Source organism: Enterobacter sp. 200527-13 (genome assembly GCF_027924865.1).
In the GTDB taxonomy this organism is placed as follows: Bacteria; Pseudomonadota; Gammaproteobacteria; order Enterobacterales; family Enterobacteriaceae; genus Enterobacter; species Enterobacter ludwigii.
In genome coordinates this window covers 361,336-386,113 of record NZ_BSCM01000001.1, presented here as the reverse complement: position 1 = coordinate 386,113, position 24,778 = coordinate 361,336, and the positions used below count along the sequence as shown (strand labels likewise).

The 24,778-nt window shown below is 50.5% G+C and carries 28 protein-coding genes and 1 pseudogene; 8 read left to right on the top strand and 21 right to left on the bottom strand.

What is annotated here, in order from left to right; all coding sequences use genetic code 11:
- Window positions 1-454: 454 nt before the first annotated feature.
- A complete protein-coding gene (locus tag QMG44_RS01760; RefSeq protein ID WP_126488729.1) occupies window positions 455-937 on the bottom strand; it encodes a GNAT family N-acetyltransferase in 483 nt (160 codons plus the stop codon).
- Window positions 925-1,191, bottom strand: a complete 267-nt coding sequence (locus QMG44_RS01755) for a DUF1778 domain-containing protein (RefSeq protein ID WP_126488731.1) — start codon at window positions 1,189-1,191, stop codon at window positions 925-927. Before QMG44_RS01755 ends, QMG44_RS01760 begins: the two co-directional genes overlap by 13 nt.
- A gap of 655 nt (window positions 1,192-1,846) precedes the next feature.
- Between QMG44_RS01755 and repA the strand changes: the two genes are divergently transcribed.
- Entirely contained in the window at window positions 1,847-2,860 is a 1,014-nt protein-coding gene (repA, locus tag QMG44_RS01750) for a plasmid replication initiator RepA (protein WP_126488659.1), read from the top strand.
- 951 nt (window positions 2,861-3,811) lie between these two features.
- Window positions 3,812-4,618: a DUF4225 domain-containing protein gene (locus tag QMG44_RS01745; RefSeq protein ID WP_063136860.1), complete on the top strand. Its 807-nt coding sequence runs from the start codon at window positions 3,812-3,814 to the stop codon at window positions 4,616-4,618.
- Here the strand turns inward: QMG44_RS01745 and QMG44_RS01740 are convergent.
- The 6 genes from QMG44_RS01740 to QMG44_RS01715 form a co-directional block, all read right to left on the bottom strand.
- A complete protein-coding gene (locus tag QMG44_RS01740; RefSeq protein ID WP_126488661.1) occupies window positions 4,593-4,922 on the bottom strand; it encodes a hypothetical protein in 330 nt (109 codons plus the stop codon). The genes QMG44_RS01745 and QMG44_RS01740 overlap by 26 nt on opposite strands.
- 131 nt (window positions 4,923-5,053) lie before the next feature.
- Window positions 5,054-5,824: a TraX family protein gene (locus tag QMG44_RS01735; RefSeq protein WP_126488663.1), complete on the bottom strand. Its 771-nt coding sequence runs from the start codon at window positions 5,822-5,824 to the stop codon at window positions 5,054-5,056.
- A gap of 348 nt (window positions 5,825-6,172) precedes the next feature.
- A complete protein-coding gene (locus QMG44_RS01730; protein WP_126488666.1) occupies window positions 6,173-6,670 on the bottom strand; it encodes a hypothetical protein in 498 nt (165 codons plus the stop codon).
- 12 nt (window positions 6,671-6,682) lie between these two features.
- A complete protein-coding gene (locus QMG44_RS01725) occupies window positions 6,683-7,177 on the bottom strand; it encodes a thermonuclease family protein (protein ID WP_126488668.1) in 495 nt (164 codons plus the stop codon).
- Window positions 7,178-7,236: 59 nt separating this feature from the next.
- Window positions 7,237-7,596 (bottom strand): type II toxin-antitoxin system HigA family antitoxin, encoded by a 360-nt coding sequence (locus QMG44_RS01720; RefSeq protein WP_126488670.1) that lies wholly within the window; start codon window positions 7,594-7,596, stop codon window positions 7,237-7,239.
- Between the two features lie 5 nt (window positions 7,597-7,601).
- Window positions 7,602-7,904: a type II toxin-antitoxin system HigB family toxin gene (locus tag QMG44_RS01715; RefSeq protein ID WP_126488672.1), complete on the bottom strand. Its 303-nt coding sequence runs from the start codon at window positions 7,902-7,904 to the stop codon at window positions 7,602-7,604.
- Between the two features lie 206 nt (window positions 7,905-8,110).
- Here QMG44_RS01715 and QMG44_RS01710 point away from each other — a divergent pair, with 206 nt between their 5' ends.
- Window positions 8,111-8,323, top strand: a complete 213-nt coding sequence (locus QMG44_RS01710) for a hypothetical protein (protein ID WP_214580418.1) — start codon at window positions 8,111-8,113, stop codon at window positions 8,321-8,323.
- A gap of 81 nt (window positions 8,324-8,404) precedes the next feature.
- Here QMG44_RS01710 and QMG44_RS01705 read toward each other — a convergent pair whose 3' ends face one another.
- From QMG44_RS01705 to QMG44_RS01695, 3 genes and pseudogenes are all read right to left on the bottom strand, one after another.
- Window positions 8,405-8,767 (bottom strand): tgtA5 cluster protein 2, encoded by a 363-nt coding sequence (locus tag QMG44_RS01705; RefSeq protein ID WP_281852986.1) that lies wholly within the window; start codon window positions 8,765-8,767, stop codon window positions 8,405-8,407.
- Window positions 8,768-8,832: 65 nt separating this feature from the next.
- Window positions 8,833-9,154 (bottom strand): annotated as a pseudogene (locus QMG44_RS01700) (Tn3 family transposase); the annotation flags it as partial.
- Window positions 9,155-9,180: 26 nt separating this feature from the next.
- Window positions 9,181-9,933 carry a S9 family peptidase gene (locus QMG44_RS01695; protein ID WP_004729622.1) on the bottom strand — a complete coding sequence of 251 codons (753 nt, stop codon included), beginning with the start codon at window positions 9,931-9,933 and terminating at the stop codon, window positions 9,181-9,183.
- Window positions 9,934-10,174: 241 nt separating this feature from the next.
- Between QMG44_RS01695 and QMG44_RS01690 the strand changes: the two genes are divergently transcribed.
- Both QMG44_RS01690 and QMG44_RS01685 read left to right on the top strand, forming a co-directional pair.
- Window positions 10,175-11,047 carry a DMT family transporter gene (locus QMG44_RS01690; RefSeq protein WP_126488678.1) on the top strand — a complete coding sequence of 291 codons (873 nt, stop codon included), beginning with the start codon at window positions 10,175-10,177 and terminating at the stop codon, window positions 11,045-11,047.
- A 130-nt stretch (window positions 11,048-11,177) separates the two neighbouring features.
- Window positions 11,178-12,401 carry a MalY/PatB family protein gene (locus tag QMG44_RS01685; RefSeq protein ID WP_126488680.1) on the top strand — a complete coding sequence of 408 codons (1,224 nt, stop codon included), beginning with the start codon at window positions 11,178-11,180 and terminating at the stop codon, window positions 12,399-12,401.
- 185 nt (window positions 12,402-12,586) lie between these two features.
- On the opposite strand, the gene QMG44_RS01680 is transcribed toward QMG44_RS01685, so the two are convergent.
- The 3 genes from QMG44_RS01680 to QMG44_RS01670 all read right to left on the bottom strand — a co-directional run bounded on the left by QMG44_RS01680 (window position 12,587) and on the right by QMG44_RS01670 (window position 15,298).
- Window positions 12,587-13,360, bottom strand: a complete 774-nt coding sequence (locus QMG44_RS01680; protein WP_004729618.1) for an SDR family NAD(P)-dependent oxidoreductase — start codon at window positions 13,358-13,360, stop codon at window positions 12,587-12,589.
- A gap of 65 nt (window positions 13,361-13,425) precedes the next feature.
- Window positions 13,426-14,127 (bottom strand): DsbA family oxidoreductase, encoded by a 702-nt coding sequence (locus QMG44_RS01675; RefSeq protein ID WP_126488682.1) that lies wholly within the window; start codon window positions 14,125-14,127, stop codon window positions 13,426-13,428.
- Between the two features lie 64 nt (window positions 14,128-14,191).
- Complete coding sequence (locus QMG44_RS01670; protein ID WP_126488733.1) at window positions 14,192-15,298, bottom strand: alkene reductase; 1,107 nt, start codon at window positions 15,296-15,298, stop codon at window positions 14,192-14,194.
- 370 nt (window positions 15,299-15,668) lie between these two features.
- On the opposite strand from QMG44_RS01670, the gene QMG44_RS01665 reads away from it, so the two are divergent.
- Entirely contained in the window at window positions 15,669-16,232 is a 564-nt protein-coding gene (locus QMG44_RS01665) for a YbhB/YbcL family Raf kinase inhibitor-like protein (RefSeq protein WP_126488684.1), read from the top strand.
- Here QMG44_RS01665 and QMG44_RS01660 read toward each other — a convergent pair.
- Window positions 16,216-17,058 carry a helix-turn-helix transcriptional regulator gene (locus tag QMG44_RS01660; protein ID WP_035943311.1) on the bottom strand — a complete coding sequence of 281 codons (843 nt, stop codon included), beginning with the start codon at window positions 17,056-17,058 and terminating at the stop codon, window positions 16,216-16,218. The genes QMG44_RS01665 and QMG44_RS01660 overlap by 17 nt on opposite strands.
- 291 nt (window positions 17,059-17,349) lie before the next feature.
- On the opposite strand from QMG44_RS01660, the gene QMG44_RS01655 reads away from it, so the two are divergent.
- Window positions 17,350-17,679, top strand: a complete 330-nt coding sequence (locus tag QMG44_RS01655) for a co-chaperone YbbN (protein ID WP_126488735.1) — start codon at window positions 17,350-17,352, stop codon at window positions 17,677-17,679.
- A gap of 121 nt (window positions 17,680-17,800) precedes the next feature.
- On the opposite strand, the gene QMG44_RS01650 is transcribed toward QMG44_RS01655, so the two are convergent.
- Window positions 17,801-19,120 carry a 6-phospho-beta-glucosidase gene (locus QMG44_RS01650; protein WP_007374388.1) on the bottom strand — a complete coding sequence of 440 codons (1,320 nt, stop codon included), beginning with the start codon at window positions 19,118-19,120 and terminating at the stop codon, window positions 17,801-17,803.
- Window positions 19,121-19,261: 141 nt separating this feature from the next.
- Between QMG44_RS01650 and QMG44_RS01645 the strand changes: the two genes are divergently transcribed.
- A complete protein-coding gene (locus tag QMG44_RS01645; RefSeq protein ID WP_045334639.1) occupies window positions 19,262-20,164 on the top strand; it encodes a LysR substrate-binding domain-containing protein in 903 nt (300 codons plus the stop codon).
- Between the two features lie 130 nt (window positions 20,165-20,294).
- Here the strand turns inward: QMG44_RS01645 and QMG44_RS01640 are convergent, their stop codons facing one another.
- The 5 genes from QMG44_RS01640 to QMG44_RS01620 form a co-directional block, all read right to left on the bottom strand.
- The gene (locus QMG44_RS01640; protein ID WP_007374386.1) at window positions 20,295-20,633 is read right to left on the bottom strand and encodes a carboxymuconolactone decarboxylase family protein; all 339 of its coding nucleotides are present in this window, start codon (window positions 20,631-20,633) and stop codon (window positions 20,295-20,297) included.
- Between the two features lie 16 nt (window positions 20,634-20,649).
- Window positions 20,650-21,219, bottom strand: coding sequence for a TetR/AcrR family transcriptional regulator (locus QMG44_RS01635; protein ID WP_042936984.1), 570 nt, complete (start codon window positions 21,217-21,219; stop codon window positions 20,650-20,652).
- A 183-nt stretch (window positions 21,220-21,402) separates the two neighbouring features.
- Window positions 21,403-21,960 (bottom strand): OsmC family protein, encoded by a 558-nt coding sequence (locus tag QMG44_RS01630; protein ID WP_007374384.1) that lies wholly within the window; start codon window positions 21,958-21,960, stop codon window positions 21,403-21,405.
- 208 nt (window positions 21,961-22,168) lie between these two features.
- Window positions 22,169-23,191: a DNA helicase UvrD gene (locus tag QMG44_RS01625; protein ID WP_126488686.1), complete on the bottom strand. Its 1,023-nt coding sequence runs from the start codon at window positions 23,189-23,191 to the stop codon at window positions 22,169-22,171.
- On the bottom strand, window positions 23,176-24,738 hold the full coding sequence (locus QMG44_RS01620; protein ID WP_126488688.1) for an ATP-dependent endonuclease: 1,563 nt from the start codon (window positions 24,736-24,738) through the stop codon (window positions 23,176-23,178). Before QMG44_RS01620 ends, QMG44_RS01625 begins: the two co-directional genes overlap by 16 nt.
- Window positions 24,739-24,778 lie beyond the last annotated feature (40 nt).

Below are 24,778 nucleotides of genomic sequence, written 5' to 3'. Positions count from 1 at the left end.
ATTAAGTTTTAGTTACGCGATTTATCTATTATATGTATTTTATTTTATTTTTTATATTTTAGACTTATGTCAAGTATGGGAATACTTGTGTTCAACAATCTAGCCATTTCCCTTGGGTGTATGTTTAGTTTTGGCCTAATACAACCAGAACCTCAGGATACTTAGGCCTGCTCAAAGTCAGTGTAGCATCGCGACAGCACGCAGCACTGATTCGACAATGTAGGCATCATTTACCTTTTACTAGGCTGACAAAGGTACGCATTCTATCAATGATAGATAATACTCGCTGTAGCGAGAGAACAGCGCGGACATGCTCACTAGCTTGAAAGACATCTCAATTTGGCTACTACAGCATTAATGCGCATAACAAAGATTATGTTAAATATATAGTTTTAAACATTAAATATCAATATGTTACATATTAATGGATGCGCCCTTTCGGCCTCAAAACCAATTATGCTAGCTTAAGAAACAACGTCCGTTCCTGGGTTTGCGATGCCTTAAAGCCATGGTGAAGATAAAAGCTTTTGGCTTCTTCAGTCAGTGCATGAACCATAATCGCCCGGACGCCGATATTCTCAGCTACACGGTAACAGCGCAGAACTGCATCATGCAGTAAATCAGCCCCGAGCCCTTTTCCACGGAATGAAACATCGACTGCCAGGCGAGCAAGTATGATTACGGGAATTGGATCTGGCATATTGCGCCTGATACTTCCCGTGGCTTCCACGTGGTTAACGCTGCCGGTGGCCAGAGAGTAAAAACCGGCAACCTGTTTCGTTCCTGTTTTACAAACAACGAACGTTCGGGCTGAACCGAGAGCCTGATTTTTTAATCCTCTCTGTTTAAGCCAGTCATCAAGTACAGCCTCACCACTGACGAACTCAGCAAGTTGATGGGAGCTGGATAACGGTTCTGGTGCTGTTATACGTCCCACTGAGGTTTCCTTGTCAGGAGTTTATCAATGGCAGCATCATCTGCAACTGGTGCATCAAGCATATCGATAAACTCTGCATACTGCTCACTGTTAAAATTGAATACACGCCGATCGAGGATCACATTCTCTGCAGCCTGACATGCCATTTCCAGAATAAAGTCCGTGCGTGATTTATGGAGAATCTCCGCAGCAGCATCGATGAGCGCTCTTTGAGACTCTTTGGCTCTAAGATTGAGTTGAACATCTGATTTCATAAATGAGCTCCTTGTATAGCAATTGCTTTACAAGCATAGCACAAGAATATTGTATAGCAAAAGCTATACGAATTTTTATGAGTGCAATTACTATATGCACGATAAACCTTGTAACCCCTTGAGTTAAATGCCCCTCCTCCATATTTCTCTTCTCAACTCTACTTACCTGATATACCTAACACCCTGACATTACTGCGAGCGGTGCCGGTTAAAAGGCCCTCCAGGACAATTAGCACGCAAACAATGAACGTTAATCTGGCCTGACATCTGGAAAAATTGCCAGCGAGAAGGTAGTATTCGGAGCGTCAGTGATCGTCTTGTGGTGGGACAGATTGTTGATTCAGATTACTTTTGTGACCTAACTCAAACTGACGGTTTGACTGCTTTGTGGTGAGGCAGGCGGGTGGCAGAAGAGGGTTTACGGGAGAAATGCGGACTTCCGGAAACAAACAGGGACAGAACGTGTCCAGTAAAACGTTCAGGAGCAGGTGACGGGATTTCCCGGAGCCTGAATGCACAAACCCCCCGATATCTGTCTGAAACTTGGCGGAATCGTCAGATATCAGGGGGTCCAAAAGCAGGCGCGATGCCTGTGAAGGATTATAACGCATGCACCATAGAAAACAACACCCGGCCGCCATAAGAACAGGCCGCCGTGAATGACAATCAGATCTCTGTTCACTGGTCAGAACTACCGAAAGATGAGCTAACCCGTTTCTGGCAGGATGTCGATGCCGGCATTCAGGGTAATTTCCTCATTGCACCGGTCAAAAAACTGACCCGCCGCAAACGCGGTGAGCATTCCACAAAAGCCAAATGTGAGAACCCGGCCTGGTATCGCCCGGAGCATTATAAAAAGCTCTCCGGACAGCTCGGTCATGCCTACAATCGCCTGGTGAAAAAAGACAAAGAAACCGGGCAGGTCAGCCTGCGCATGCATGTTTCTCGTCACCCTCTCTATGTCGCCGGTCGCCGTAAGGCGGGACGTAAATATGGCTTCCGTCCGGAACGTCAGCGCCTGCTCGATGCTCTCTGGCCAGTGCTCATCAGCTTCTGTGATGCCGGCAAGCATACCGTCGGCATGTGTATCTCCCGTCTGGCAAAAGAACTCAGTACAAAGGACGCAAAAGGCAATGTCATTCCGGAAACGGAGGTGACGGTGTCACGCCTTTCACGGCTTATTGAGGAACAGGTACGGTTTGGCGTTCTGGGCCTCGCGGAAGAACGCACCTGGGATCGGGGATCCCGTTCCTGGCTGCCAACGTATGTTTATATCACCCCCGTTGGATTCCAGATGCTGGGCATCGATATGGACAAGCTGTTTAAAGAACAGGAGAAGAAGCTCCGCCAGAGCGCCGAGCGTGAGCAGCTGATCCTGGAAGGGGTGATGAGCGAACATGATGATGTTCAGCCCCACTCCGCGCGGAAATGCTGGTCTCGCCGTAAGCGTCGGGAGGCACTCGTTTACCGCCGCAAAAAAGGCGCGGAGCGTAAACGTGCCAACAACCTGATTAAACTGCCGGCAGATGAACGACTCCATGCAATGTCTGAATGGATTTACCGCACCCTGCCGCCTGACGAAGCGTACTGGTGCACATCTGAACGCCTCAAGGCTCTGGCCATCCAGCATCTTTACCAGCTGGATCTGGCGCTTTCTCCACCGGACTAGTCACAGACGACACAACAGTCTTCTTGTTTACAGGCCCCTCACCGGGGCTTTTCGTGCTGGTTTTTTTCGGCCATTCAGCTCATTTTTCATCCTTTCACTCCTTTCTTCTTCCGGTCACCATGGCGTTCTGCCGGTCGTTATGGCCCGCAATGGCCACCGTCTCTTTTTTTTACACAGAAATCCGCAAACGAATAAGTGAAGTAACCCGGAAATGAATAAAAGACATTCCGCAAAACAGTCTTACTTCACCTTTTTTATCTCTCTGTTCATTACATTCCAGAGTAGATCTTTGTCTTCGGCCACTCTGTGGATAACGTAAAATGCCTTCGCATGCAGCGGCCTCACGGCCGCGCGCTCAGAAGGAAATCAAAAGTACCTCCCGTCGCAAGCGCCGGGCGCCGTTCTCGCCACAACCAGGCACCGCATACATGCCTGACCCCTGCTAAACCGACGCCGCCCCGGCCCGAAGGGCCGGAACACCCTCGCTTTAAGAGGGATGTTGTAACTAGTATCAAGAGTAGCTGTAGTTAAGTCGCGGTAATCACTTCATACACGCTCGTAAGCGCCTGACGGCGCTAACGCGGAGATACAGCCCGTCAGCGGCCAGAGGCCTTGACGGACTCACTCCGACCGCGCACATTAGCAATCGGAAAGCTTTAAGCGGGTATAGCTTTGCAGGGAAAGGGATGGGATTGGCAGAACCTATCAATCCGTAACGGCTGATGCCGGTTCCGACGCCCCTCGCCAGAATCACCCGGTTCAGCTCCGGCTGGCGTCGCCATGCCGCTTCGCGGCATACATGTTCCATGAACCCTGGACTACACGGGCTGGCCATCATGGCCGAAGGTTTACTGACAGCATCAGACTATTATTTTACCCTTTAAAGCAGGGTTGCCTAAATCCGGGAGCGCGATAAGCTTTAACGGGTGATTTTCAATCAGGATGAGTAAAATGGATATAATTCTTCCGGGAAACAAAAGCCAGGCACGAGTCTGGGCAGAAACCATGATTAATCTGGAGGCCCGCAAACTCGTCAATACCGCTAACATTGTTGGCGCCCGACATCTGGGGGATGGACTGACGCGTCTCAAATTCATTGATGAAATTAAATCTGTCATTAATGGCGAATTTGAGCGTGCCCGTCGGGCAAAGTCTGACGAAGAGTGCATGACCTGCCTGCGTAACCTGCAGGTCGAAAACAGCAGTCTGCTTGAGCAGAGCCGCCAGCTCCAGACCGGTTATGCGAAACTATATGCACAGATCAAATACGTCAGGGATGAAGACCGGATGGTCGGTTATGTCATCTCAGGAATTAAAGTGGTGCTGGCAGGTATGCAGGGTGCATTTGGCTTTGTGCTGACTTCCTCGATGACACCCGTCGGCGTTCTTGCCGGGGCTATTCTGATTGTCGACTCGGCCAACACGATAACCCGTGAAGTTGGCCGTCAGTTCCTGAATGAACCTGACACGCAGGGTATGTTTGGTGATGGTGCCATGAATATCGCTAAATTCATGGGATTTGAACGATCAACAGGGTTGGGGATATACAACGGGATCGCGCTTGCAGGCAATATCTACAGTGTCTATGGATTAATGGCCAGACCTGGAACATGGCGTCTGTTTAACTATATCAGCACCGATTTTTACCGGAAAATCGACACCATGTCCCGGGGTAAACTGACAATGAAAATTGTGGGATGGGGGGTAAAGGCTAAGGTTGTTTTCGATCTGATCACTTCTGATGACGCTGGGAAATGAGATTTTTCCGGCGGTAATGCCATGATTTATAGGCCAGCTTCAAAGGCATGGTAATCGTAAACAGAGTGCCAAGAACAAGAATAGCCACGCCAAAGGAAATGGCATGCATCCTCGAGCCAGCCAAAAGTGTGGCCACAAAAATCAGTAACATGACTGACAGCACCCATATCAGGGCCTTAAAACGGTTTGCCAGATCGTTCAGCAGAGTATCCATTTCCGTACCCGTTTTAGCTGAACTGGCCCGCAGTCGGACAATGTCCTCTTCACTGAAGCCGTGGTTCATCAGATCACTTTCATGGTTCATGCTTCTCTCCTTTTCCCTGCGGGAAGTTTAACATGCCCTGCGCTAATAACCAGTTAAGCCCGACCGATAACCTGTCAGGTGGTTACGGGCTATCAGCTCTTTCTCACTGATAGCCATCACGTCATCCTAATTCAGCCAAAAGTAGACTGTACCAGACCAATAATCCCCAGGTGGCCGGCGTAAGCATAATAAAAGAAATTACGCGGAATGAAACGCTTGCGGCCCTCCGGACAGATTTTCCTGCAGAAGGAAACCACTGCCAGGGGGAATGCCAGAGTAGGCAGCGTGGCCAGTAATAATGTTTCTGCGGGCAGATCCGGGAGATGCGAGAACCCGTTTAAACAAATCAGTGACAGCACGGCAGTGATGGCCGCCAGCCGCTGCACTTCGGGTGTTTCGTTGCCAGAAACGGTTGCCATACTGATGGCCAGCGTTATTCCTGCCAGCCCGTAGCTTGCCGGCTGCAGCGGCCAAATCATGAGGGCCAGGAGCAGATATCCCGCAAACATTCCTTTCCGGCCGTGCTGGTACTGCAGGGCAATCAGCTGCGTGACGCCGGCAAACAAGAACAGAATGTTCAGGGCCCACCAGGGCTGGTGATGCCAGAAGGCCAGGCTGAACACCGGCTGCGTGATGACTGCCCAGATCCACAGACGATTGGCTCTCTTCTGAAGTCGTTCCGGGGTGCGCTGTACGTTCATCGCCCATATAAGCGTGAACAGGGGGAAGGCCATCCGGCCAAGCGCATACATCACCGGCCAGGCTGGCGACAGAAACACCGTATTGGTGTGGTCGATAATCATGGCCAGAAGTGCGAGAAGCTTGACCATATCCAGAGCAGCGGGACTGAGCTGGCTGGCATTCCGGATACTGGGAAGTACGTTGGGTACTGAATGATTCATGCTGTATATTCCCCTGGCGACACGCGGTTAACAGCCAGCCCTGAACATAATGCCAGAATGCCCTGCCTGTTTGCGCTGTGACCCTGACCTTAAGTTTCTCCAGAATCTTGCGCGCCGCAAATTCTGATTTATCACGCAGCACACGCATTGCGCCCGCCGCATCCTTATTCTGAATACAAATACTTAAAATATGAAAATCGTTCACACGGCCCCCTTTCTTACACTCTTATTATCGGCCGTATGAATATTATATTTAGTGCAGCAGGAAAATTCCTAATAATACTTTAAAATTATCATCCTAGATCTTAGTCAGTTTATTAACCCTTTTAAATGGCTGACGATAGTTCATTAATTATTTACATTGCTTGCTGATGCCTTTTCCCTGACCAGAGCGAAATCTTCACGAATAGATTTTGCGGCAGGCTTCCACCCTTTAGCCCATTCTTCGTTCATACGGCCTTCACTGACAATCTTCAGAGTGATGGCATAAGGGGTGCGCTGCAGTTTCTTCGACAGCCAGAGTATATGATCATCGATTCTGTCATCCGGAATATCAGCAATGATCGAATGAATAAGGTCCAGGTCTTCCGGTGCCCACGGTTTTCCGGAGCGCGGAAACACTTCATCCGGAAGGCGTGGTTTTTTTTCCTTTACTTCTTTTACCTGCTTTCTGGCGTCTTTTTCAGCTGTGATTAGGCGCTGCCGCTCCGTTAACCCTCCCAGGGTTGCAACCGTTCTGACCATATTTTCGCGCTGCTCACGAGTAATATTTACTTCACCGCATATAATGTCATTTAACGTTTCGACAAGAATTTCCAGTTTGCTTTCGGTTAATTTTAAAGCCATACAATAATCTCCTTAATTTTTATTCGTTTTTTGCTCATCCTGATGCAGACTACGCCAGCGCCAGGGCTCTGTCTGACCCGATTCTGACCAGAGTCCAGCTGACTGACGACGGGCTTCAGCCTCCAGAACAGCGTAGCCTGGCCGGACGAGATTCCCGTGGTACCGGTATGCCCAGGCCATTCCTTTGCGTACCTGTTCGGCATTTACATCCGTCATGTCAAGCCATATGGTACCCAGCAGGCGTCCATAGCGATCCGTTTCACTTCCCGTGACGGTTACGGGCCGATGAGCCACCATCGATGAGAGTTCCTGACGGGAACGCTGGCCAAAGGGCTGGCTCTTTTCCGGCGCATCGATGCCAGCCAGGCGTACGCGCGTCAGTCGGTTTCCTGGCTCAAGAATCTCAACGGTATCCCCGTCCAGCACGCGCACAATCCGGCCGCTGATATCTGCACTGGCCGAAAACGCCACAACGAACAGGACCAGCGAGCAGAACTTCCTTTTCATTATTCATTATCCCCGGTTGCATACCCTGCGGTTATTAAGCTCGTAAATTTCAATTCGACTTATCCTCCAATGAGGCTTTTTAAAGGAATGCCAAACATTGCATGTAATTTCCGGATCATGGGCAGCGTCAGATTACGTTTGCGGTTAAGCACTTCATAGACCCGGTTAGATTTTCCGATTGCTGGCTCAAGATCTTTTACCGTCAGCCCCTGCTGTTCCATCCTGAACTTTATAGCTTCTACCGGATCAGGGGCTTCAATTTGGAAATACTTGTTTTCGTACTCATTAATCAACACACACATGATTTCAAAAAAGTCACCCTCCGGGGTATCGGCAGGAGGTTCATTATCAAACATAGGCTCCACGGCGCGTAACGCTGCTTCATAGTCCTGTTCAGTTTTAATAGGTTTAATCTGCATAGGGTTTACTCCAGGCTGACAGTTTCAGCATCTATTTTGTCATATTCTTTATGCGTACCAATGAATTTGATAAACATCCATCCTCGCTGGTATGCAATCGCAACAATTAACCAGTAGTCATTTCCCTTAATATTAAAAACCACACGCCTGTTTTTAAGGATACTGGCACTGCGGTATTGTTCTTTGATTTCTGCCGGGGTTTTCCATTCAGCTTTACTGGCTTCATCTACCCAGGCTTTTAGCGACTGCTCTGCATCGGGATTCGCCGTCCAGAAATCCCTCAGTGTCTTGATAGCGATTATCTTCATGTCATGAAGATAGTCCCATTTTAGGACTGCTACAAGTTTTTTGTCCCATTATGGGACTTTAATTAAACTGAAGAGACATACCAGAGTGCCAGGGCCGGCTATGCCTGTACTGAGTGATTTCATATTTTTTTGTTGCCTGTCTGCCGTAGTGACAGAAGCCTAGGATACACAAGGCTCAGGATTCCCCTGTGCCACTGGAGGTATCTATGATGAATTATCAGATGACGCTGAACGAACTCGTTACCGCCACTGAACAGGCCAGAGTGAACTACCGGCGGTGTGGTACGTTGGTATCCAGATTGCTTTATGAATTCTGGTATATGCAGCTGGGAACGGAGGCTTTCGATCAACAGACGCTGACGCTCCGGTGTCCGCTTGCACTGGAAGAGATGTACCGCCTTGCAATTGACGCGCCGTAGAACTGTTCAGTTGCAGGCAGAGCCGCGAAAGCGGCTTTTGAAGATACTTCCCTGAACTGCTTTTCTGGTGTGCAGATCCACTCAGCCAATTAGCTGCAGGGCATAACTGATATTGAGGCCTGTCATATTGGTATTGAGGGCCTTCATCATGTCTGCACTCGTATACTTGGTATTGCCCTTCAGGCTTCCCTGATAGCCTTTTGACGTGACTACTGTCAGTTGTTCCGGATTGCAGAGAGCTTTCCTGCCGGCGAACAGGTCTGACTCAACAGCACGCAGATAAAGCGGGGAGGCCGCCACCACAAACCGATCGTCAGGCATTGCCTGCATCAGCGTCTTGAGGGAGGTACACCGTCGTTCCGAAGGTGGACGCGTTGTCAGCCGTTCCCAGTGAGTGCGTTGGCAGAACGGCATCGTGGAGAACGTCGCTTCATACGGGACCACGGGATCAGAATGGGGTCCGCTTGGAAAACGGAAATTATCCCACGCTAAGACTATATTTTGTACAGAAGTGGAGAAGGATGAGAGACCAGCAGTTCATTAACAGGGACTCCTTTTTGCTTAAGCGGCTCAATGGTTCTTTCTATATAAACCGTATTCCAGAGTATTGTCGCCGCCGTATGTAGTGTCAGCCCGGTGGGGCGGTAACTCTGATCCTCCCGCCCCCAGATCCCTGATTTCACTCAGCCGGTGCATAAAGGATACTCGCGCAAGGGCATTACGGGCCTCACCCTTATTCAGCCCCGCCTGTATGCATCGGTCTAAGCCTTTATCGCGAAATCAGTCCAGCATAAACAGCGTCCGATCTCTGCAGAAAATCTCACTCAGCGCTACGAGTTTGAATGCATTTACTCTGTTTAAAGGTAACATTCGCTCCACGATATAATGATATCGGCAACGTATTCAGCATCCTGAGCATGTGTCAGAAGGTGATCAGCCTTACCCAGGGAAATGAAACTCTTGGGATGCTTAGCTGCTTTGAATATTTTCTCAGCCTGCTCAATTAACACGGTATCATCTTCAGTCGCATGAAAAATCAGCAGAGGCTTGTTCATTGCGAACACCTTATGAGCGATTTTGTGTTCCTGAATATTGTCCAGCATCTGTTTCTTTAACGTAAATACCCGCCCGGCCAGCTCAACGGGATAGGCTCCATGCTGGTTAATGTTTTCAACATCATCCTTAAAAAGACGTTTTACGTGTGTCAGTTCTCCGGGTGATCCTATGGTGACAACGGCCTTTGCCTCAGGAACTTCGCCGGCGATAGACAGGATGGCCGATCCCCCCAGGCTATGGCCGATGAGCAAAGAAGGTGCTTCGTACTGTCGGCGGAGATAATCTACCGCGCAAAGCAGGTCCGAAATATTGGATGAGAAGTTGGTGTTGGAAAAATCCCCTTCGCTGTTTCCCAGACCAGTAAAATCAAACCGGAGAACGGCGATAGCATTCTCTGTCAGTTTCCGCGCAATACGCGCCGCGCCTTTGAGGTCTTTGCCACACGTAAAACAATGAGCTAACAGCGCAAACGCTTTTGGATTTTCAGGAAGTTCAAGCAATCCGGCCAGTTCTTCACCCGCCGCATTTTTGAACGTAAATTTTAGTTTTTTCATAGGATATTCCGGGCCTTAAACTGATGTCATATGTTTGATCGCAGGAGAAAAATAATCTTCTGCTCTGCATCTGGCATAACGCGTTTTCCTTCCTTTACTGGGGATGTGAAACAGAATTCATTCCGAATGCCTGTCCTCACCTTCCAGTTTGAAAACTGATTATTGCTTCCTGTTCGGTGATCACTTACGCTATGCTACCAACTAGATGGTAGTTTACAAGACTTTTGTGAGGACTTCTCGAATGGCCAGGTGCGCGCTCATTCTTAAAATATCACTGGCAATGCTGGCATTTGCAGCAAACTCCATACTGTGTCGTCTGGCCCTGCAGGGAGGCCACATTGATCCCCTTTCATTCAGCAGCCTCAGGCTCGCCAGTGGTGCATTCGTCCTGTCCCCCTTCCTGTTTTTTCATGCCAGGACCACATTATCGCTGTGGCGTCCGCTGAGCGGATTTTACCTCATGGTGTATGCGGTGCTGTTCTCTGTCGCCTATATCCATCTCGATACCGGGGCTGGTGCGCTGTTACTTTTTGGTGCCGTACAGTTTGCGATGGTGATCCACGGATTATTTAAAGGAGAATCACTCTCCGCTATGCGGGCTTGCGGTTTAGTTCTGGCTCTGACGGGAATTGCTGCCCTGCTGTTACCCGGGACGAAGGCACCGCCGCTTTACAGTGCACTTATGATGATCGTTTCCGGATTAGCCTGGGCCGCCTATTCCGTCAGAGGGAGGGTGGGCCAGGCTGCCGGGGCTTCAACGGCGGCTAATTTTATTCTCGCAGCACCGATGGCTCTCGCTCTTACGTTGCTGTTTATGAAGCAGGGTCACTCTGATGCTGCAGGCATTGCTTTGTCATTGCTGTCCGGTGCCGTCGCCTCAGCCGGTGCCTATGTATTGTGGTATACCCTTTTACCCTCCCTCGGCTCTATTACCGCCAGTACCCTTCAGCTCAGCGTTCCCTGCCTGGCAATGCTAGGGGGGGTGGTATTCCTGGGTGAATCACTGACGGTCAGAACGATATTTTCTGCCCTGGCGGTGCTGGCAGGCATCGTGATGGTGACACGCGAGAAATCCCCCCGTCAGCCGATGGCAAAGGCGAGAAAACCTCAATAACGCAATTAATTCATGCAGTTGTAATGATTCTCTTATGTTAATCACACGAGCCAGTTTTCCCGCTCCGGCATCAGACTGACAGGAATACTGAGGTCGACGTTTCAGACTACACCTAAGGCAGGTTCATGAAATGAAATATGATTTTGATGAGTACGTAAGCAGAGAGAAAACAGACAGTCTGACCGTGGACGGCTGGAGGGAATACCTGTTTGCGGGGCAATCCGAATTTGCAATGAGGTATCCGGCAGAAGGATTAATCAACCTGTGGGTTGCTGACATGGCTTTTGCCACACCAGCGCCGATTCTTCAGGCCATCAGAGACCGTCTGGATAGAAAAATACTCGGCTACACTAAAATCTACGACGAAGAATACTATGACATCTTTGGCAACTGGTGTGAGCGACAATATGGTCACCGTTTCAAAACGGAAGACATTGTGCTGTCTCCGGGCATTATTCCCGCGCTGAACCGTCTCGTCCCGCTTCTGACCGATAAGGATGACAGTATTCTTATTATGACGCCTTCATATGGCCCGTTTAAAAAGGCGGGTGAATACAGTCAGCGTCGCGTGGTGTACTCGGCGTTAAAAAAATCAGCAGGTGGCTGGGAACCTGACTGGGAAGACTTTGCACGCAAAGCCAGTCAGGCCGATTTACGTGTGAAAATTCTTTTCCTGTGTAATCCGCATAACCCGACCGGACGAGTCTGGCGGCCTGATGAACTTAAGCGGATTATTGAAATTTGCCTGGCCAATGACATCTGGGTGATATCTGACGAAATTCACTGCGACCTGTCACGAAGTGGTATCGGTCATACACCGGCCGCTTCTCTTTTCCCTAATTCTACACGCATTATTACCTGCATGTCCTCGAGTAAAACATTCAATCTGGCCGGGAATTTGTTGGCAAATATCATTATTCCGGATCCCGGTGTCAGAAGCGAGTGGCGTCTCAGACACGACGAGTTCATCTCTCCACTGAGCCTGGCAGCAAACAAAGCGGCGTGGAGTGAATGTGATGACTGGCTTGTCCATCTGAGGGAATATATTGACGGCAATTTCCAGTACCTGCACGACTATCTCAAAAGCTATTTACCCGAAACCAGGTTCTCGATCCCCGAAGGGACATATCTGGCCTGGATAGATATTAGCCGCTACCTGCCCGACACCGCGGGTGAGGATTTATCGCTGTATTTTGCCCGGGAGTCAGGGGTCCTTCTTGAAGGGGGTTTGCTGTTTGTCGACAATGGGGACGGATATATCCGGTTAAATCTGGCCTGCCCACGGAGTATGCTGACAGCAGGGATGAAAAGAATTTCACAGGTACTGCGGATACCGGCTCCTCATCGTGTATAACCCCTTTCTCTCTGGCCGTTTTGTCCTGTCAGGATGTCGTCAGAACCCGGCATAACACCCTGTGCCGGGAACACAAAAGGCACGGATGAACAGGTCGTGAATATCCTGAGTGAAGCCTGCTGATGACATGTCTGGCGACAAAAAAATGCCGCCCTTAAGGGGCGGCTTATGCCAGCGTCACGGGGTTATCGTCTGACCGCCATGATGCCCGCATCGACATCCCAGATAGCGCCCGTCACCCATGAGGTTTTGTCAGACAACAGGAAGAGAATAGTGTTTGCCACATCTTCGGCAGTTCCGACGCGTCCCAGCGGGTGGAAATCGTTCAGCGACTTCATAGCATCTGCGATATCCGCTTTGTCCATGAAGCCTTCGTATATCGGCGTATGAACAATCCCGGGAGACACCGCGTTGACACGAATACCCGCGCTGGCCAGCTCAATCGCCAGATTACGCGTCAGGGCATGCAGACCCGCTTTTGCCATTGAATAGGCCGAGGCCGGCGAGTCACCCAGTGCAGCCTGAGCACCAATCGAACCGACGTTGACGATAGACCCTTCGAGCTTCGCGGCGAGCATGTTCTTCACGACATCCTGCGTAATAAAGAACGTGGCGCGGTTCAGCGAAAGGTACATGTCATAATCGGCAAAGCTGTGCTCGGTAAATCCTTTGGGCATGAAGATCCCGGCGGCATTCACCATCAGGCTGATATCGCGATGGTGAGCATTAATTTCCTGACGGATAGTTTCCATACCTTCTTCGGTCATCAGGTTGGCCGCGATGACCGCAACCGGTCCCAGCGGGCTCAGCTCTTTTTGTACCGCTTCGGCTTTGTCTTTTTTATTCCCGGTCAGCACGACACTGCCGCCCGCTTCCAGTACCATGCGTGCCACGGCCAGGCCCATGCCGCTGGTACCGCCGACGACGAGCAGTTTTTTACCTTTGAAAAATGTGTTCATTTTCTGACTCCATTACTGGGGGGTAAGACGTTGCCGGCAGCGTGAAACTGCCGGCGGTTGACGGATTAAATACTGCAGCCATCCGTTCCGCAGGTCTGACCCGCAGTGGCTGAAAATTCGGTTTGCTGTTCATCCCAGACCTGACGCAGGGCATTCAAAAAGTTGTCTGCCCCCTGAGCCCCGCTGATGGCATATTTTTCGTTCATCACAAAAACCGGAACGCCGCTGAGGCCAATAGACTGTGCGTGGGCTTCATCGTCGGAAACGGTGGCGCGAAAATCGTCATTTTCCAGGGCGGCTTCAGCGTCAGCTTTCGGCATACCGGCTTCTACGGCCATGGCAACGAGCTGCTGACGGTCAAAGAGAGAGCGACCTTCGGTGATACTGCCATGATAAAAACGTTCTTCCACCGCGTCCGCAATTCCGGCCTTACGCGCGGCAACCAGCAGGGTGTGTGCATCTTCTGTATCACCAAACATCATGCCGTCGAAGTTGTAGATCAGACCTTCAGATTTACCGGCGGTGCCCACCTGATTCATCATCAGCTCCGCTGAATGCTGACTGCCCAGCTTTTTAACGATGGCATCCTTAAAAGGCATCGCGGGAGTACCACCGGCCAGACGGTAGCTGTGATGGCGGATCACCACCTGGTCGCGAAATTCAAAGCGATTCAGACCCTGTTCAAATCTTTTTTTAGCAATCCAGCACCACGGGCAGACCAAATCTGACCAGATATCGATGGTAAGGGTGGGTTTCAGCGTTTGCATAATGATTCCTCAAAGACGTTGGGCGGTCGGGCTCACTTATCAGAGAACCGCGACCGTATGGGATTTATTGCGCCTGCCAGACCGGGTAATCGGTATAGCCTTTTTCCGGGGAACCACTGACGCCGTAGTAGGTGGTGCGGTCACTTTCTGCCAGCGGCCAGCCGTTTTGCATTCTTTCAACCAGATCCGGGTTAGCGATGTAGGGCACACCAAATGCCACCAGATCCAGCTCATCATCTTCCAGAGCCTGCTCTGCGATATCACGGGTAAAACCGCCGGCAGCAATGATGGTGCCTTTAAACGTGTTGCGAAAACGGCGACGGAAGCCTTCCGGAAGTGGCGCTTTGGTGTACACCGGCTGATAGTAAAGGTGTACGTAGGCCAGTTCCCGCTGACCGAGCGCGTCGGTGATGGCTGACCAGGTTTGCTCTTCACCTTCATACGGCGCGAGGTCATAAATGCGGCCAAACGGTGACAGGCGCACGGCAACGTGGCTGTTACCCACGGCTTCCGCCACGGCGTCAATGGTCTCCAGCAGGAAACGCTGACGATTTTCCACCGAGCCGCCGTATTCGTCGGTGCGGGTGTTCAGTTCGCTACTGAGGAACTGGTCAAAGATGAATCCGTTTGCCGCCATGATTTCCACGCCGTCAAAACCGGCTTCCATCGCCAGGCGTGCGGAGTGCACGAAGTCTGCCGTGATGCGTTTCACTTCATGCGTTTCCAGTGCGCGCGGCTGGCTTGGTACAACCGGGCCCGGTTCTCCGGATTCGGTCAGCGCAAAAACGGTGGTATTGACCGCCTGAACGGTGCCCGCTGAAACCGGCGCTATGTGACCTGGCTGAAGAGAGACGTGAGACATACGGCCCACATGCCACAACTGAGCAAAAATACGGCCGCCCTTCGCATGTACCGCATCGGTCACTTTGCGCCAGCCCTGAACGTGTGCAGCGTTGTAGATCCCCGGGGTATACAGATAGCCGCGCCCTTCTTCAGAAACGGGCATGCCTTCGGTGATAAGCAGCCCCGCAGAGGCGCGCTGGGCGTAGTAAAGTGCAACGACGTCATCCGGCACGTCGTTCATTGTGCGGGTGCGGGTCATCGGGGCCATGACCACGCGGTTTTTTAACTGCATGCCTGACAGATTGTAGGGGGTGAACAACTTACTCATCATGTACCTCGCAAGGCGAAAGAGAGAAAAGCCCCGCTGGGGCCGGAGTTAATACTTAGCGGGCCGGGGAGCTGACGATCGCTACCTGATGCCGGTTAAGCGCATGGTTGCACTATAGCTACCTACTAGTTGATTGGTCAATAGGTAAAAGAACAAATCATGCTGTTCTTTTGTCACAGCAGACAGGCACCGGGAATACCGCGTAAGGTGAGCTGCCGTCGGCGAGATGGTCGTCATCCTGTGAAATCAGAGAATTACAAATATCATTTTTGGGCGTTATGGAGCTAAGACTGGCCGGTTCAGGGCGGCGCGGGCTCTTTCTCTCCTCTTATCATTCGGATATTAATCACCCCCCTATGGAGAAGAGTAAATGTCCAGACATCACCTTACAGTTATCAGTACATTATGCCTGGCGTTGTCGAGTCAGGTCGCTTTTGCAGCCGGTTTTACGCTGACAAGTCATGAGCTTGAAAAAAACCATTTCCCCGTGGCTCAAACCCTGAGTTCACCTTATGGATTTGGGTGCAGTGGTGGAAACCTTGCCCCCTCTTTTAACTGGAGTGGTGCGCCGGCAGGAACCCATAGCTTCGCTCTCAAAATCTATGATCGGGATGCGCCGACAGGCCTCGGTTGGATCCACTGGCAGGTGGTTAATATACCCTCATCGCTTCATTCGTTACCGGCGGGGATAACGGCGGATAACAAAAATCTCCCGCAAGGGGCTCTTCAGACCAGGACTGATTTCGGTATCCCGGGTTATGGCGGCCCTTGCCCGCCGAAGGGTGAAACGCACCGTTATGAGATCACGCTGACGGCACTTCGTGTCGACAAACTTCCGGGAATAACGGCGGACTCGACGCCCGCCCTGGTCGGCTTTATGACAAAAGCGAACTCACTGGGCGAAGCGCATCTTCAGATTACGCAGGGCCGCTAACCGCAGCCAGGTTGCCGATAGCCTGGCCGGAAACCCGGACCAGGCTGGGGCTGAATCCGAAGCGAGTTCGAAATCTGGCGGCGAACTTAGACGGATTTTCATAGCCGACTTCCAGGGATATGCGGGTGACTGAAAGATCGGTCACCTGCAAAAGTGTCAGGGCGCGGCACATGCGAATGTCAGTCACCAGATGGGTGAATGACGTATTTTCGGCATGCAGATGGCGTCTCAGGGTGGTGGCCGACATACCAAATGCAGCCGCTACCTGCGCAGTATTCCAGTCTTGTGATATGTCTGCTGCAACGAGTTTGCGGATTTTTATCGCCAGTCCGGTATGTTGTTTCAGCGCGAAGAAAATGCGGTATTCATCCAGCCAACTCAGCATCTCTTCCATACGCCTGGCCACGATACTTTCAGGTATGTTTTCAGTATCTGTAATGGCCTGTGCAGTGTGATAAAAGGCCTGGCGAAAACTGTTGCCTGGCTCCGCCATTTTATTTGCTTCGTGCATGCTCATACGTGGGGCATGCATGAAGCAGTAGTTTTGGACGAAATCGGCACAAAAACTCAGCCATGATGCTTCGTACGTACCCGTTAAAGGTGATGGTGTATTGATGATATCAAAAGAGTGCCCCTCCCCGATGACCACCGCGTCACCCGCTTCCAGCGTTATCTCCTCTTGCGCCCAGCGGATTATTTTCCTGCCATGGCGGACCAGGATTATTGTGGGTTCATCTATAGTGATATGGCGCATCATCAGGGGCTGCGTATGCAGCACATGCGCTGTACTCCCCACATTAATACGACTGGATAATGTTCTTTCCATCATCGCCTTACGAAAAGGAATAGGCCAGCCCTGTAGGCCGACACTTTATGGATGGGCTTGCTTTTTTATAAAGTAATCCCGATTTTACAATACGTCAGTTTTCTCATTCAGATGGAGTGAAATATCACAATTCTCAGCACGCCGTCCACATAAGATGACGCTTAACCATTGATAAAACATGGCATTGTCTTCGCTTAAGTACCTTTCAATTGATGATAGCTTTTTATGTTAATTAATTCTATCAACTGGTAGGTAGAATTGTTCACAAGTTACAACGTACAGGAGTGAATGATGCGTGAATTAGCCCTTTACAATGAAGATAATTTTAGAGAAATCGAGAGGTATGAAGGGGTTGCGGTGGTGCGCTTCTCTGCCCCCTGGTGCCCGCCTTGCCAGATGAGCGAAGACATTTTTAACCATTTTGCCGAGCAGACTGAAAGCGACGTCAAAGTCGGCAAAGTGAATGTGGATCTGGCACCGGTGCTGACCACCAAATATGAAATTTGGGGGCTGCCGTCCGTACTGATGTTCAAGGATGGGCAGTTGGTCCAGCGTATACCGGGTGTTAAATCGGCAGGGTTTTATCAGCAAGCATTGTCAGAGCTGAAAAAAGGGCAGTAATGCCTTTTTATCTATGTTTAAAAAAGTCTCTTAGCGGTCTGATGCATCATCGGCAAGCGGTTCCCCCTCGTTCAGAGTGATAACCGCTTTGTTATAAAATAACCGACCAGTCTGCTTAGCGTTATTTATTGCGCTGGAAGGCCGGCATCAACGCTTTGTTATGTTCGATCACTTCATCCAATGCATTTTCAAGCAGTTGACCGCTTTTGACCAGGGGATTAATAACCAAGGCGCGCCATGCCGTATACCGATTACCACTGATGGCTGCCTCAATGGTCAATTGCTCAAAGCTTTTCATCAGTTGAATCAGACGAAGTACATCTTCCGGGAAAGGTTCGACATTCAGTGGTATAGGTCCTGAACGGGTGATCATTGAACTGACCTCAACCGCACAGTCATCCGGCAGGCCCGCAATCGCACCATCGTTTCGCGTATTGACATGCATGATGATGCGTTTGTCGTTATATATTGCGCTCATCAATTCACATGCCGCATCCGAATAGTACTGCCCTCCCCGACCTTCCAGCGCTTTCGGTTTCTCGGCGAGTTCCGGGTTTCGATAAATTTCGAATAGTTCTCTTTCGAGCTCCTTTACGATCTCACCACGAGTCCCTTCCCCTTGTGCTTCGCCAAGCTCCTGACGGTACATGTCGTCGCTCATGTAGTAATAACGCAGGTAGGGGCAAGGTATCATTCCCATATTCGCCAACAACCGATCCGGCCATTTGAAAGGAGGAATATTTTTAGGCACCAACGGATCATTCCCCTCTGAAATCAGCTCAATAACCTGAGGCAGCTTATCCTTACCTTCATGAAAAATATGGCGCGCAAAAATGAAGTGATTAAGTCCCGCGACCTGCATGATAAATTCATTGATGTCACTGACACCTAAAGCACTGGCAATACCTTTTTGCATGATAACAGGCACATTGCACAGCCCTACGGTTTTGACTTTGCTGTATTTCAGTATCGCTTCAGTGACCATTCCCGACGGGTTGGTAAAGTTCAGCAACCAGGCATCCGGGCACAGTTGTTCCATTTCTTTCGCTATAGCCAATGCAATCGGGATAGTGCGGCATGCATTGGCAAACCCACCCAGCCCATTGGTTTCCTGACCGATCATGTCGTATTTCAGCGATATCCTTTCGTCGCTGATCCGTGCTTCCAGGCAACCGGCCCTGAACTGAGAACAAACAAAATCGGCACCGGGCAGTGCTTCTGTGCGGTCAAGGGTTTCATAAACCGGTATATCCAGCCCATTTTTTTCCAGCATCCGTCGGGTGAGGCCCGCAATGATCGCCATTTTTTCACGGCCATCCTCAATATCAACCAGCCATAACTCGCGGATCGGAAATTCATTTTGACGCTTGATAATGCCTTCCATCAGTTCAGGTGTGTAGCTTGAACCCGCTCCAATAACCACTAACTTAAGACCCTTCATTAGATATTCCCCTCATCGTTGTTGTCAGGACGTCTGTTGGGCCAATTAAAGAGGACAAGGGGCTTAGTGGACAAACGATCAATTCCGGGGTATGCATTACTGTAAATAATGCATAAGAAAAATTAAGAAGGAAAATAATGAATGCTCGCTCAACAGAACATACTGGCACTATTGCATACGTTTGAAACGGCAGCACTGCATATGAGCTTTACTAAGGCGGCGACAACCCTCAATCTGACACAAGGGGCTGTTAGCCAACGCATTCGTTCTCTTGAATCCATGCTCGGATTCAGACTGTTTATCAGAATGACCAGAAAACTTCAGTTGACCGATGAAGGGGAGCGTTTGCTTGGCGTACTCGCGTTTTCACTTAAACGCATCAGTGATGAAATAGAAGATATTCGCGTGCAGGGGTTGAGAGGAACCTTGTCTGTCGGCCTTCCACCTACCTTCGCTTTTCTCTGGCTGATGCCGCGCTTACCGGTATTTACCGAACGGTGGCCAGGGCTGAATATCAATTTCAGAGTGAGGGCCGGTCTGGTAGATTTTAATCTTGAACGAGTAGATGTCGCTATCTACTATAGTAATCTGAAATACCCCGATCTCTACTGCGAACGGTTATCTGAAGAGATGCTGGTTCCCGTCTGTATTCCATCTCTTGCAAAAAAAATCAGGCAAGCAAACCATTGGTTAGCTGAAGTCCCGTTCATTCATACCTCTGAATCCGTTGACTCCCAGAATGTTTTTTCAGAATGGCGAGAATGGTGCAGGGAGTCTGGCAAAAACCTGCCCGTTGAAGATAATTTTTTAAGCTTCAACAATTGTCAGATGTCGATTGAAGCGGCACTCAATGGCGGCGGTATCATCATGGGCAGAAAACGACTCATTCGACATTACCTCGATGAGGGCCGACTGGTCGCCCCTTTTGAAATAGAAATACCCGCCGGGCGAGGATATGACCTCATTATGCCACGAGAAAACCTTAACCGACCGGGCGTTCAGGCTTTGGCCGAATGGGTAAGAAATGTGTTTAACGAGAAATAAAGTCTGTTTTCGTTCTGAAAAGGGGCAATGAAAGCCATATCAGACCTAATGCCAGAGAGCATGATGACAATGTCTGTCAGAAGTGAAAAAAGGGCAGTCATGCCCTTTTATATTTTCAGCGCGATAACTATTACGCTTTCAGTTGCTTAATCGCATCCAGCGTACGTGCTGAATAGACAACTGCAGCGCCTGCATTCAGGTTGATCGCCACACCCAGGGCTTCAGCAATTTCTTCTTCTGTGGCGCCAGCTTTAACGGCAGCTTCGGCATGGACGGCGATGCAACCATCACAGCGAGTCGTCACCGCACAAGCCAGTGCAATCAGTTCACGCACTTTCGCGCCCAGAAGGTTGGTCTTATTGCCGGCGTTGCCCAAAGCCATGACGCCTTTTAGCGTTTCCGGGGTCAGCTTACCCAGATCACCAACACGTTGCATCACTTCTGAGCGGTATTCGTTCCAGTCTAACATGGGGTCATCTCCAGAATTATTTTCTTTTAACAATCATTAGGATCTGTTCAAGCGTATCGTTGAAAAGCTCAGGCTTATTAATCGCCCGGGAAACAACGCTAGCGCCCTCGCATAAATTCAAAATAAGCAGCGCCATTTTTGATGGCGGCAAGTCAGCAGTCAGTTCCCCTGCATCAACGCCACGGCTGACAATTTTGGTCAACCAGGCAATCTGCATATCGAAATATTCGGTCGCCTGAACTCTGATATTCGGTGGCAGATTGGCCATTTCCGCAGACAAAGCACAGCACAGCGGCATACGCGACGTGCGATAGCTCTCGATGAAAAGCTCCACGTAAGCGGTAAGCATCTGCGCAACCGTATTCTCCGTCTTTTCAATCTGTTCAAATCGGTTTTTGGTATCGGTATGGGCCTGAATCACCACTTGTTCGCCCAAAACGTCTTTGGTTGGGAAGTGGTGATGAATACTGGCCTTAGTGATACCAATACTCTTTGACAAATCAGCATAGCTGAATGCAGAGTAACCCCGTTCGCGCATCAGATGGTCCGCTTCATTCAGAAGCCTTTCTCGTGTCATGACTGACATATAATCCTCACAATTATAACCTACTAGTTGGTAGATATTATCTGCGCCTGTTGTTACCTGCAAGGGGACATCAGTTCACAACAGTAATTTAACCTTCTCTGATAACGCGTTTTGGTCGGAGTTAATAGCCATCAGGCAGTAGGGAAATGACAGTGTTCAGGCATTTCCCTCTCTGAGTTTTACCTACACCAACCGGGTATCAATACTGACCGGGTTCGCCAGGGTATCGTGGATCGGCGAGCTTTCTGGGAGAGCACGAACCATTTCTTCAAGCTGTTCACGGCTGGCGGTCGGACTGGAGAGCTTAACGCCAACACGGATCGCTTTCGCCCCGTTGCGAACTTTTTCGTCAAGACCCAGGAAACCGTTCAGATTAATGTCGAAATTCAGGTCAAGTTCAATACCATCAAGTTCAATGCCCTTTTCTGCCGCCATCACAGTCAGAGTCGCGGTATAACAACCGGCAAGTGCCTGCAAAATGTATTCAGCTGGGCCCATACCGCTATCCGTACCCGATAAATCAGCAGGTTCATCGCCAACATTAGCAAATTTTCCGGAGCGACTGGTATCAACCTTGCCGTTCTGGATAGTCGCATGAGTTTCCACTCGGACGGATACTCCACCGTTGGATTTACTCTTCATGTTAAAGGTGAGATTGCCCAGTTCTGGATGCTGGCGAATAGCTTCTCGTGTACCGCGAATAACATTAGCGTCAGCAAAAGGTTTTTTTAAATCAGTCATTTTAACTCCTGAGATACAGTGCGGATTAAATTAATTATTAATTGAAAACCAACCAATCAACTAGATGGTAGATTACACGCAGAAACAGGCGTTGTCTACTACATCCGGAGTGCTTATGAAATCCCTTCCGAATCTGAACGAAATACAGGTGTGTGCGGCCAAGAAGAGCTTGTTTTACTGGATATTGCGCAATGGAGGATCAACTGATTCAGACCCTGAATCGGCGCAGATGAGTTTCTGAGACAAAATAAATGTTGCCGCGCGCCCGTGAGCATGCCACGTACAGCCTGTTACGGGACGACGGCGGAAGGGCTGCCAGTTCCTGACGATTCAGAAGCTTCCAGTGTGTGGGTCCCATCACAATGCAGACATCCTGAAAGTGGTCGAGCCCTTTACTGACGCCCCAGTTCAGCGAGTAACAGCCGTAACGGTGATGTTCACGATAGAAGAGCTTAATCACCGTATTATCAGCGTGCAGGGTGGCAGCGCGCTCTGCATCTGCGATCGTTTCAATCAGGGTGGCATGTGTCCCATGGGCAGCGATACGGATGTTCAGCTGCCCGGTGATAAACTCGCACACTGAAGCCGAGCAACGCCATGTCCGGTTGAGCGTGTCCCGGTCAACAGTGAAACCGGCTGCATCGAAGCGGGCCTCATATCGCGTAATGTCATCGTGCAGCGTTGAATTAACGTTGCCGTCATGGCTTGTGTCAAAGGTATGCTGATAAAAATCGCCGCAACAGAGCACAGTGATTTCCGCGCGGCAGAGCTCCAGCAGAAAATTAAAGTCATGTCCGGCAAAGTCCTGGACTTCATCGACAAGCAGTTCATCGTAGTAACGGGCAAGCCGGGTACGGATATCCGGCAGCAGCCCCCGGGCTGTCAGCAGGTGTGCGAGCCGCCGGTGATACAGCCGTCCGGCGGGATCCTGATAATGCCGGGCATTCGTGCGCGGTATTCCGGGTGGGGGCTGGTCGAAGCTCAGGCCACGCGATGCCAGCTGCTCCTGCAGGAAAGGTCGGAAGCAAAAACCGTGCAGAAACTCAAACCAGGTCATCACCCTGATCCCGTCCGGGATAAAGCCAAAACGTCTGATAATCTGCGCCCGCAGATGCGCTTCATTATTCACTGTGAAGGTCAGGAGCAGCGTCCGCCGGTCCTCACTCAACCGTTGTATCAGCAGCGTGGTCTTGCCCGAGCCGGCAACCGCAAATATCACTCTCTTATCCATGCCAGTGCCCCCTGAATATAATCAGGTACTGTCAGCTCTTCGGCGTGCAGCTGTAACAGCCGGAATGCTGCTTCTGCCTTATTGGCCAGCATGTATTCCTGCACCGTGAGTGTCCGGCGGGTTCCGCGGAAAAGCGCATCACACAGACCAGCGTTATCCTGATACAGGCAGATTTCAAATGTGGATCGGGTGTTGTCGCGATCGGCAAATACCCGGGTGCGGGAACAAAGCACGTCAGCATAGCGTTCATCGCAATTTTGCTGGTAGTTGCCGTCATTATCACGAAGGGCCGCGACGCGATTTTCCAGAAGACGGGCCAGCTCAAGATAACGACGGAAACTCGTTCCGCCGATAGCGATGATGTGAACCCCGTCATCCTCCGGCGCCCTGCCATACAGGCGGCGATAAAAGGCCTCGATCAGAATAAACTCAGCATCCCCCTCCACGAGCAGCACACGTCTGGCCAGCGTAAATTCCAGCACGTTATTATCCGGTGCTTTCATAAAGAAGGCGGCAGTCTCAGCGGAAAGTTCATTCATCAGTACCGGCCGGGCAGGCCCGAGGAGGATTGCCTTACGCAGATCGAGGCGGGAGGAGATATGGCTGCTGTGTGTGGCAATAAACACCTGCGTCTGCCGTTCAGCGGCAAGCTGATTAACCAGCCTCTTCATACTGACATGGCTGAGATGATTCTCCGGCTCCTCAAGCAACAGTGCGTGGAGCTCTCCCTGCTGCTGATGCCGCTGCAGTGCAAACTCCGTTTTGATGAAGCACTGCCTTCCTTTTCCACGGTGACGAATGGAAATACCGTCCTCGGTAATGTCCAGATTCGCCTCAAGACCTGATTTGGCACCGGAACGCACGCCAAACTGATACGTTTCCAGCGTGTCGTTTATGGCGGACAGATGCCGGGTGCAGAAGTGCATTTTCTGTTGCCGGTAACTGTTTTCAAGCCGGTACCGATCGGCCACCGGCACATTGACGCTGTAAACTGTGCGCGTATATTCCTGTGCGGCGTGCTCGTTATCGATGCGTGCACTGTCTAACAGCAGATGGCGCAGATAGCGTCTGAAGCCGGCGAAATGACCACCGGAGAAGGTGCTGAACCGCACGGAATAGTATTCATAGGGAAAATTATCGGGCTCCTGCTGTAGTACATGGTGAATATCCTGACCGTATTCCTCCGTCATTGGTGCAATGCGCATTCTGAGACCATCCGCATCGATACCCGCCAGATTTTGCCTGCCGTTCAGGTCAGGATCTCCCCCATTACTCAGGAAAACGTCAGCTGTCAGCACGGGTAACTGATCGGCGCGGCGCTCACCTTCCTGAAACTGCCTGACTGCTGACTGGGACAGGAGCGATTCCACACCCAATGCCTCGACCCGGTGCCGGCTGTCACTCAGCACAAGGTCAAGGGCCAGCAGAATCGTGCTTTTCCCGGACTCATTGTCCCCGACCAGAATGTTACGGTCATGAGTGAAGCGCAGATCCAGTTCCGGAAACTTTTTAAAGTTTTGCAGCATAAGCCGCGTGATCAGAGGCATCTTTTATTCCTTTATATACCGCCGACTGAAAGAGTGTCCG

Excerpts from the sequence above, each read along its gene's own strand:
- QMG44_RS01755 (WP_126488731.1), bottom strand. The coding sequence starts at position 1,191 with ATGAAATCAGATGTTCAACTCAATCTTAGAGCCAAAGAGTCTCAAAGA.
- QMG44_RS01745 (WP_063136860.1), top strand. The coding sequence starts at position 3,812 with ATGGATATAATTCTTCCGGGAAACAAAAGCCAGGCACGAGTCTGGGCA.
- QMG44_RS01740 (WP_126488661.1), bottom strand. The coding sequence starts at position 4,922 with ATGAACCATGAAAGTGATCTGATGAACCACGGCTTCAGTGAAGAGGAC.
- QMG44_RS01735 (WP_126488663.1), bottom strand. The coding sequence starts at position 5,824 with ATGAATCATTCAGTACCCAACGTACTTCCCAGTATCCGGAATGCCAGC.
- QMG44_RS01730 (WP_126488666.1), bottom strand. The coding sequence starts at position 6,670 with ATGGCTTTAAAATTAACCGAAAGCAAACTGGAAATTCTTGTCGAAACG.
- QMG44_RS01725 (WP_126488668.1), bottom strand. The coding sequence starts at position 7,177 with ATGAAAAGGAAGTTCTGCTCGCTGGTCCTGTTCGTTGTGGCGTTTTCG.
- QMG44_RS01720 (WP_126488670.1), bottom strand. The coding sequence starts at position 7,596 with ATGCAGATTAAACCTATTAAAACTGAACAGGACTATGAAGCAGCGTTA.
- QMG44_RS01715 (WP_126488672.1), bottom strand. The coding sequence starts at position 7,904 with ATGAAGATAATCGCTATCAAGACACTGAGGGATTTCTGGACGGCGAAT.
- QMG44_RS01710 (WP_214580418.1), top strand. The coding sequence starts at position 8,111 with ATGATGAATTATCAGATGACGCTGAACGAACTCGTTACCGCCACTGAA.
- QMG44_RS01695 (WP_004729622.1), bottom strand. The coding sequence starts at position 9,933 with ATGAAAAAACTAAAATTTACGTTCAAAAATGCGGCGGGTGAAGAACTG.
- QMG44_RS01690 (WP_126488678.1), top strand. The coding sequence starts at position 10,175 with ATGGCCAGGTGCGCGCTCATTCTTAAAATATCACTGGCAATGCTGGCA.
- QMG44_RS01685 (WP_126488680.1), top strand. The coding sequence starts at position 11,178 with ATGAAATATGATTTTGATGAGTACGTAAGCAGAGAGAAAACAGACAGT.
- QMG44_RS01680 (WP_004729618.1), bottom strand. The coding sequence starts at position 13,360 with ATGAACACATTTTTCAAAGGTAAAAAACTGCTCGTCGTCGGCGGTACC.
- QMG44_RS01675 (WP_126488682.1), bottom strand. The coding sequence starts at position 14,127 with ATGCAAACGCTGAAACCCACCCTTACCATCGATATCTGGTCAGATTTG.
- QMG44_RS01670 (WP_126488733.1), bottom strand. The coding sequence starts at position 15,298 with ATGAGTAAGTTGTTCACCCCCTACAATCTGTCAGGCATGCAGTTAAAA.
- QMG44_RS01665 (WP_126488684.1), top strand. The coding sequence starts at position 15,669 with ATGTCCAGACATCACCTTACAGTTATCAGTACATTATGCCTGGCGTTG.
- QMG44_RS01660 (WP_035943311.1), bottom strand. The coding sequence starts at position 17,058 with ATGGAAAGAACATTATCCAGTCGTATTAATGTGGGGAGTACAGCGCAT.
- QMG44_RS01655 (WP_126488735.1), top strand. The coding sequence starts at position 17,350 with ATGCGTGAATTAGCCCTTTACAATGAAGATAATTTTAGAGAAATCGAG.
- QMG44_RS01650 (WP_007374388.1), bottom strand. The coding sequence starts at position 19,120 with ATGAAGGGTCTTAAGTTAGTGGTTATTGGAGCGGGTTCAAGCTACACA.
- QMG44_RS01645 (WP_045334639.1), top strand. The coding sequence starts at position 19,262 with ATGCTCGCTCAACAGAACATACTGGCACTATTGCATACGTTTGAAACG.
- QMG44_RS01640 (WP_007374386.1), bottom strand. The coding sequence starts at position 20,633 with ATGTTAGACTGGAACGAATACCGCTCAGAAGTGATGCAACGTGTTGGT.
- QMG44_RS01635 (WP_042936984.1), bottom strand. The coding sequence starts at position 21,219 with ATGTCAGTCATGACACGAGAAAGGCTTCTGAATGAAGCGGACCATCTG.
- QMG44_RS01630 (WP_007374384.1), bottom strand. The coding sequence starts at position 21,960 with ATGACTGATTTAAAAAAACCTTTTGCTGACGCTAATGTTATTCGCGGT.
- QMG44_RS01625 (WP_126488686.1), bottom strand. The coding sequence starts at position 23,191 with ATGGATAAGAGAGTGATATTTGCGGTTGCCGGCTCGGGCAAGACCACG.
- QMG44_RS01620 (WP_126488688.1), bottom strand. The coding sequence starts at position 24,738 with ATGCCTCTGATCACGCGGCTTATGCTGCAAAACTTTAAAAAGTTTCCG.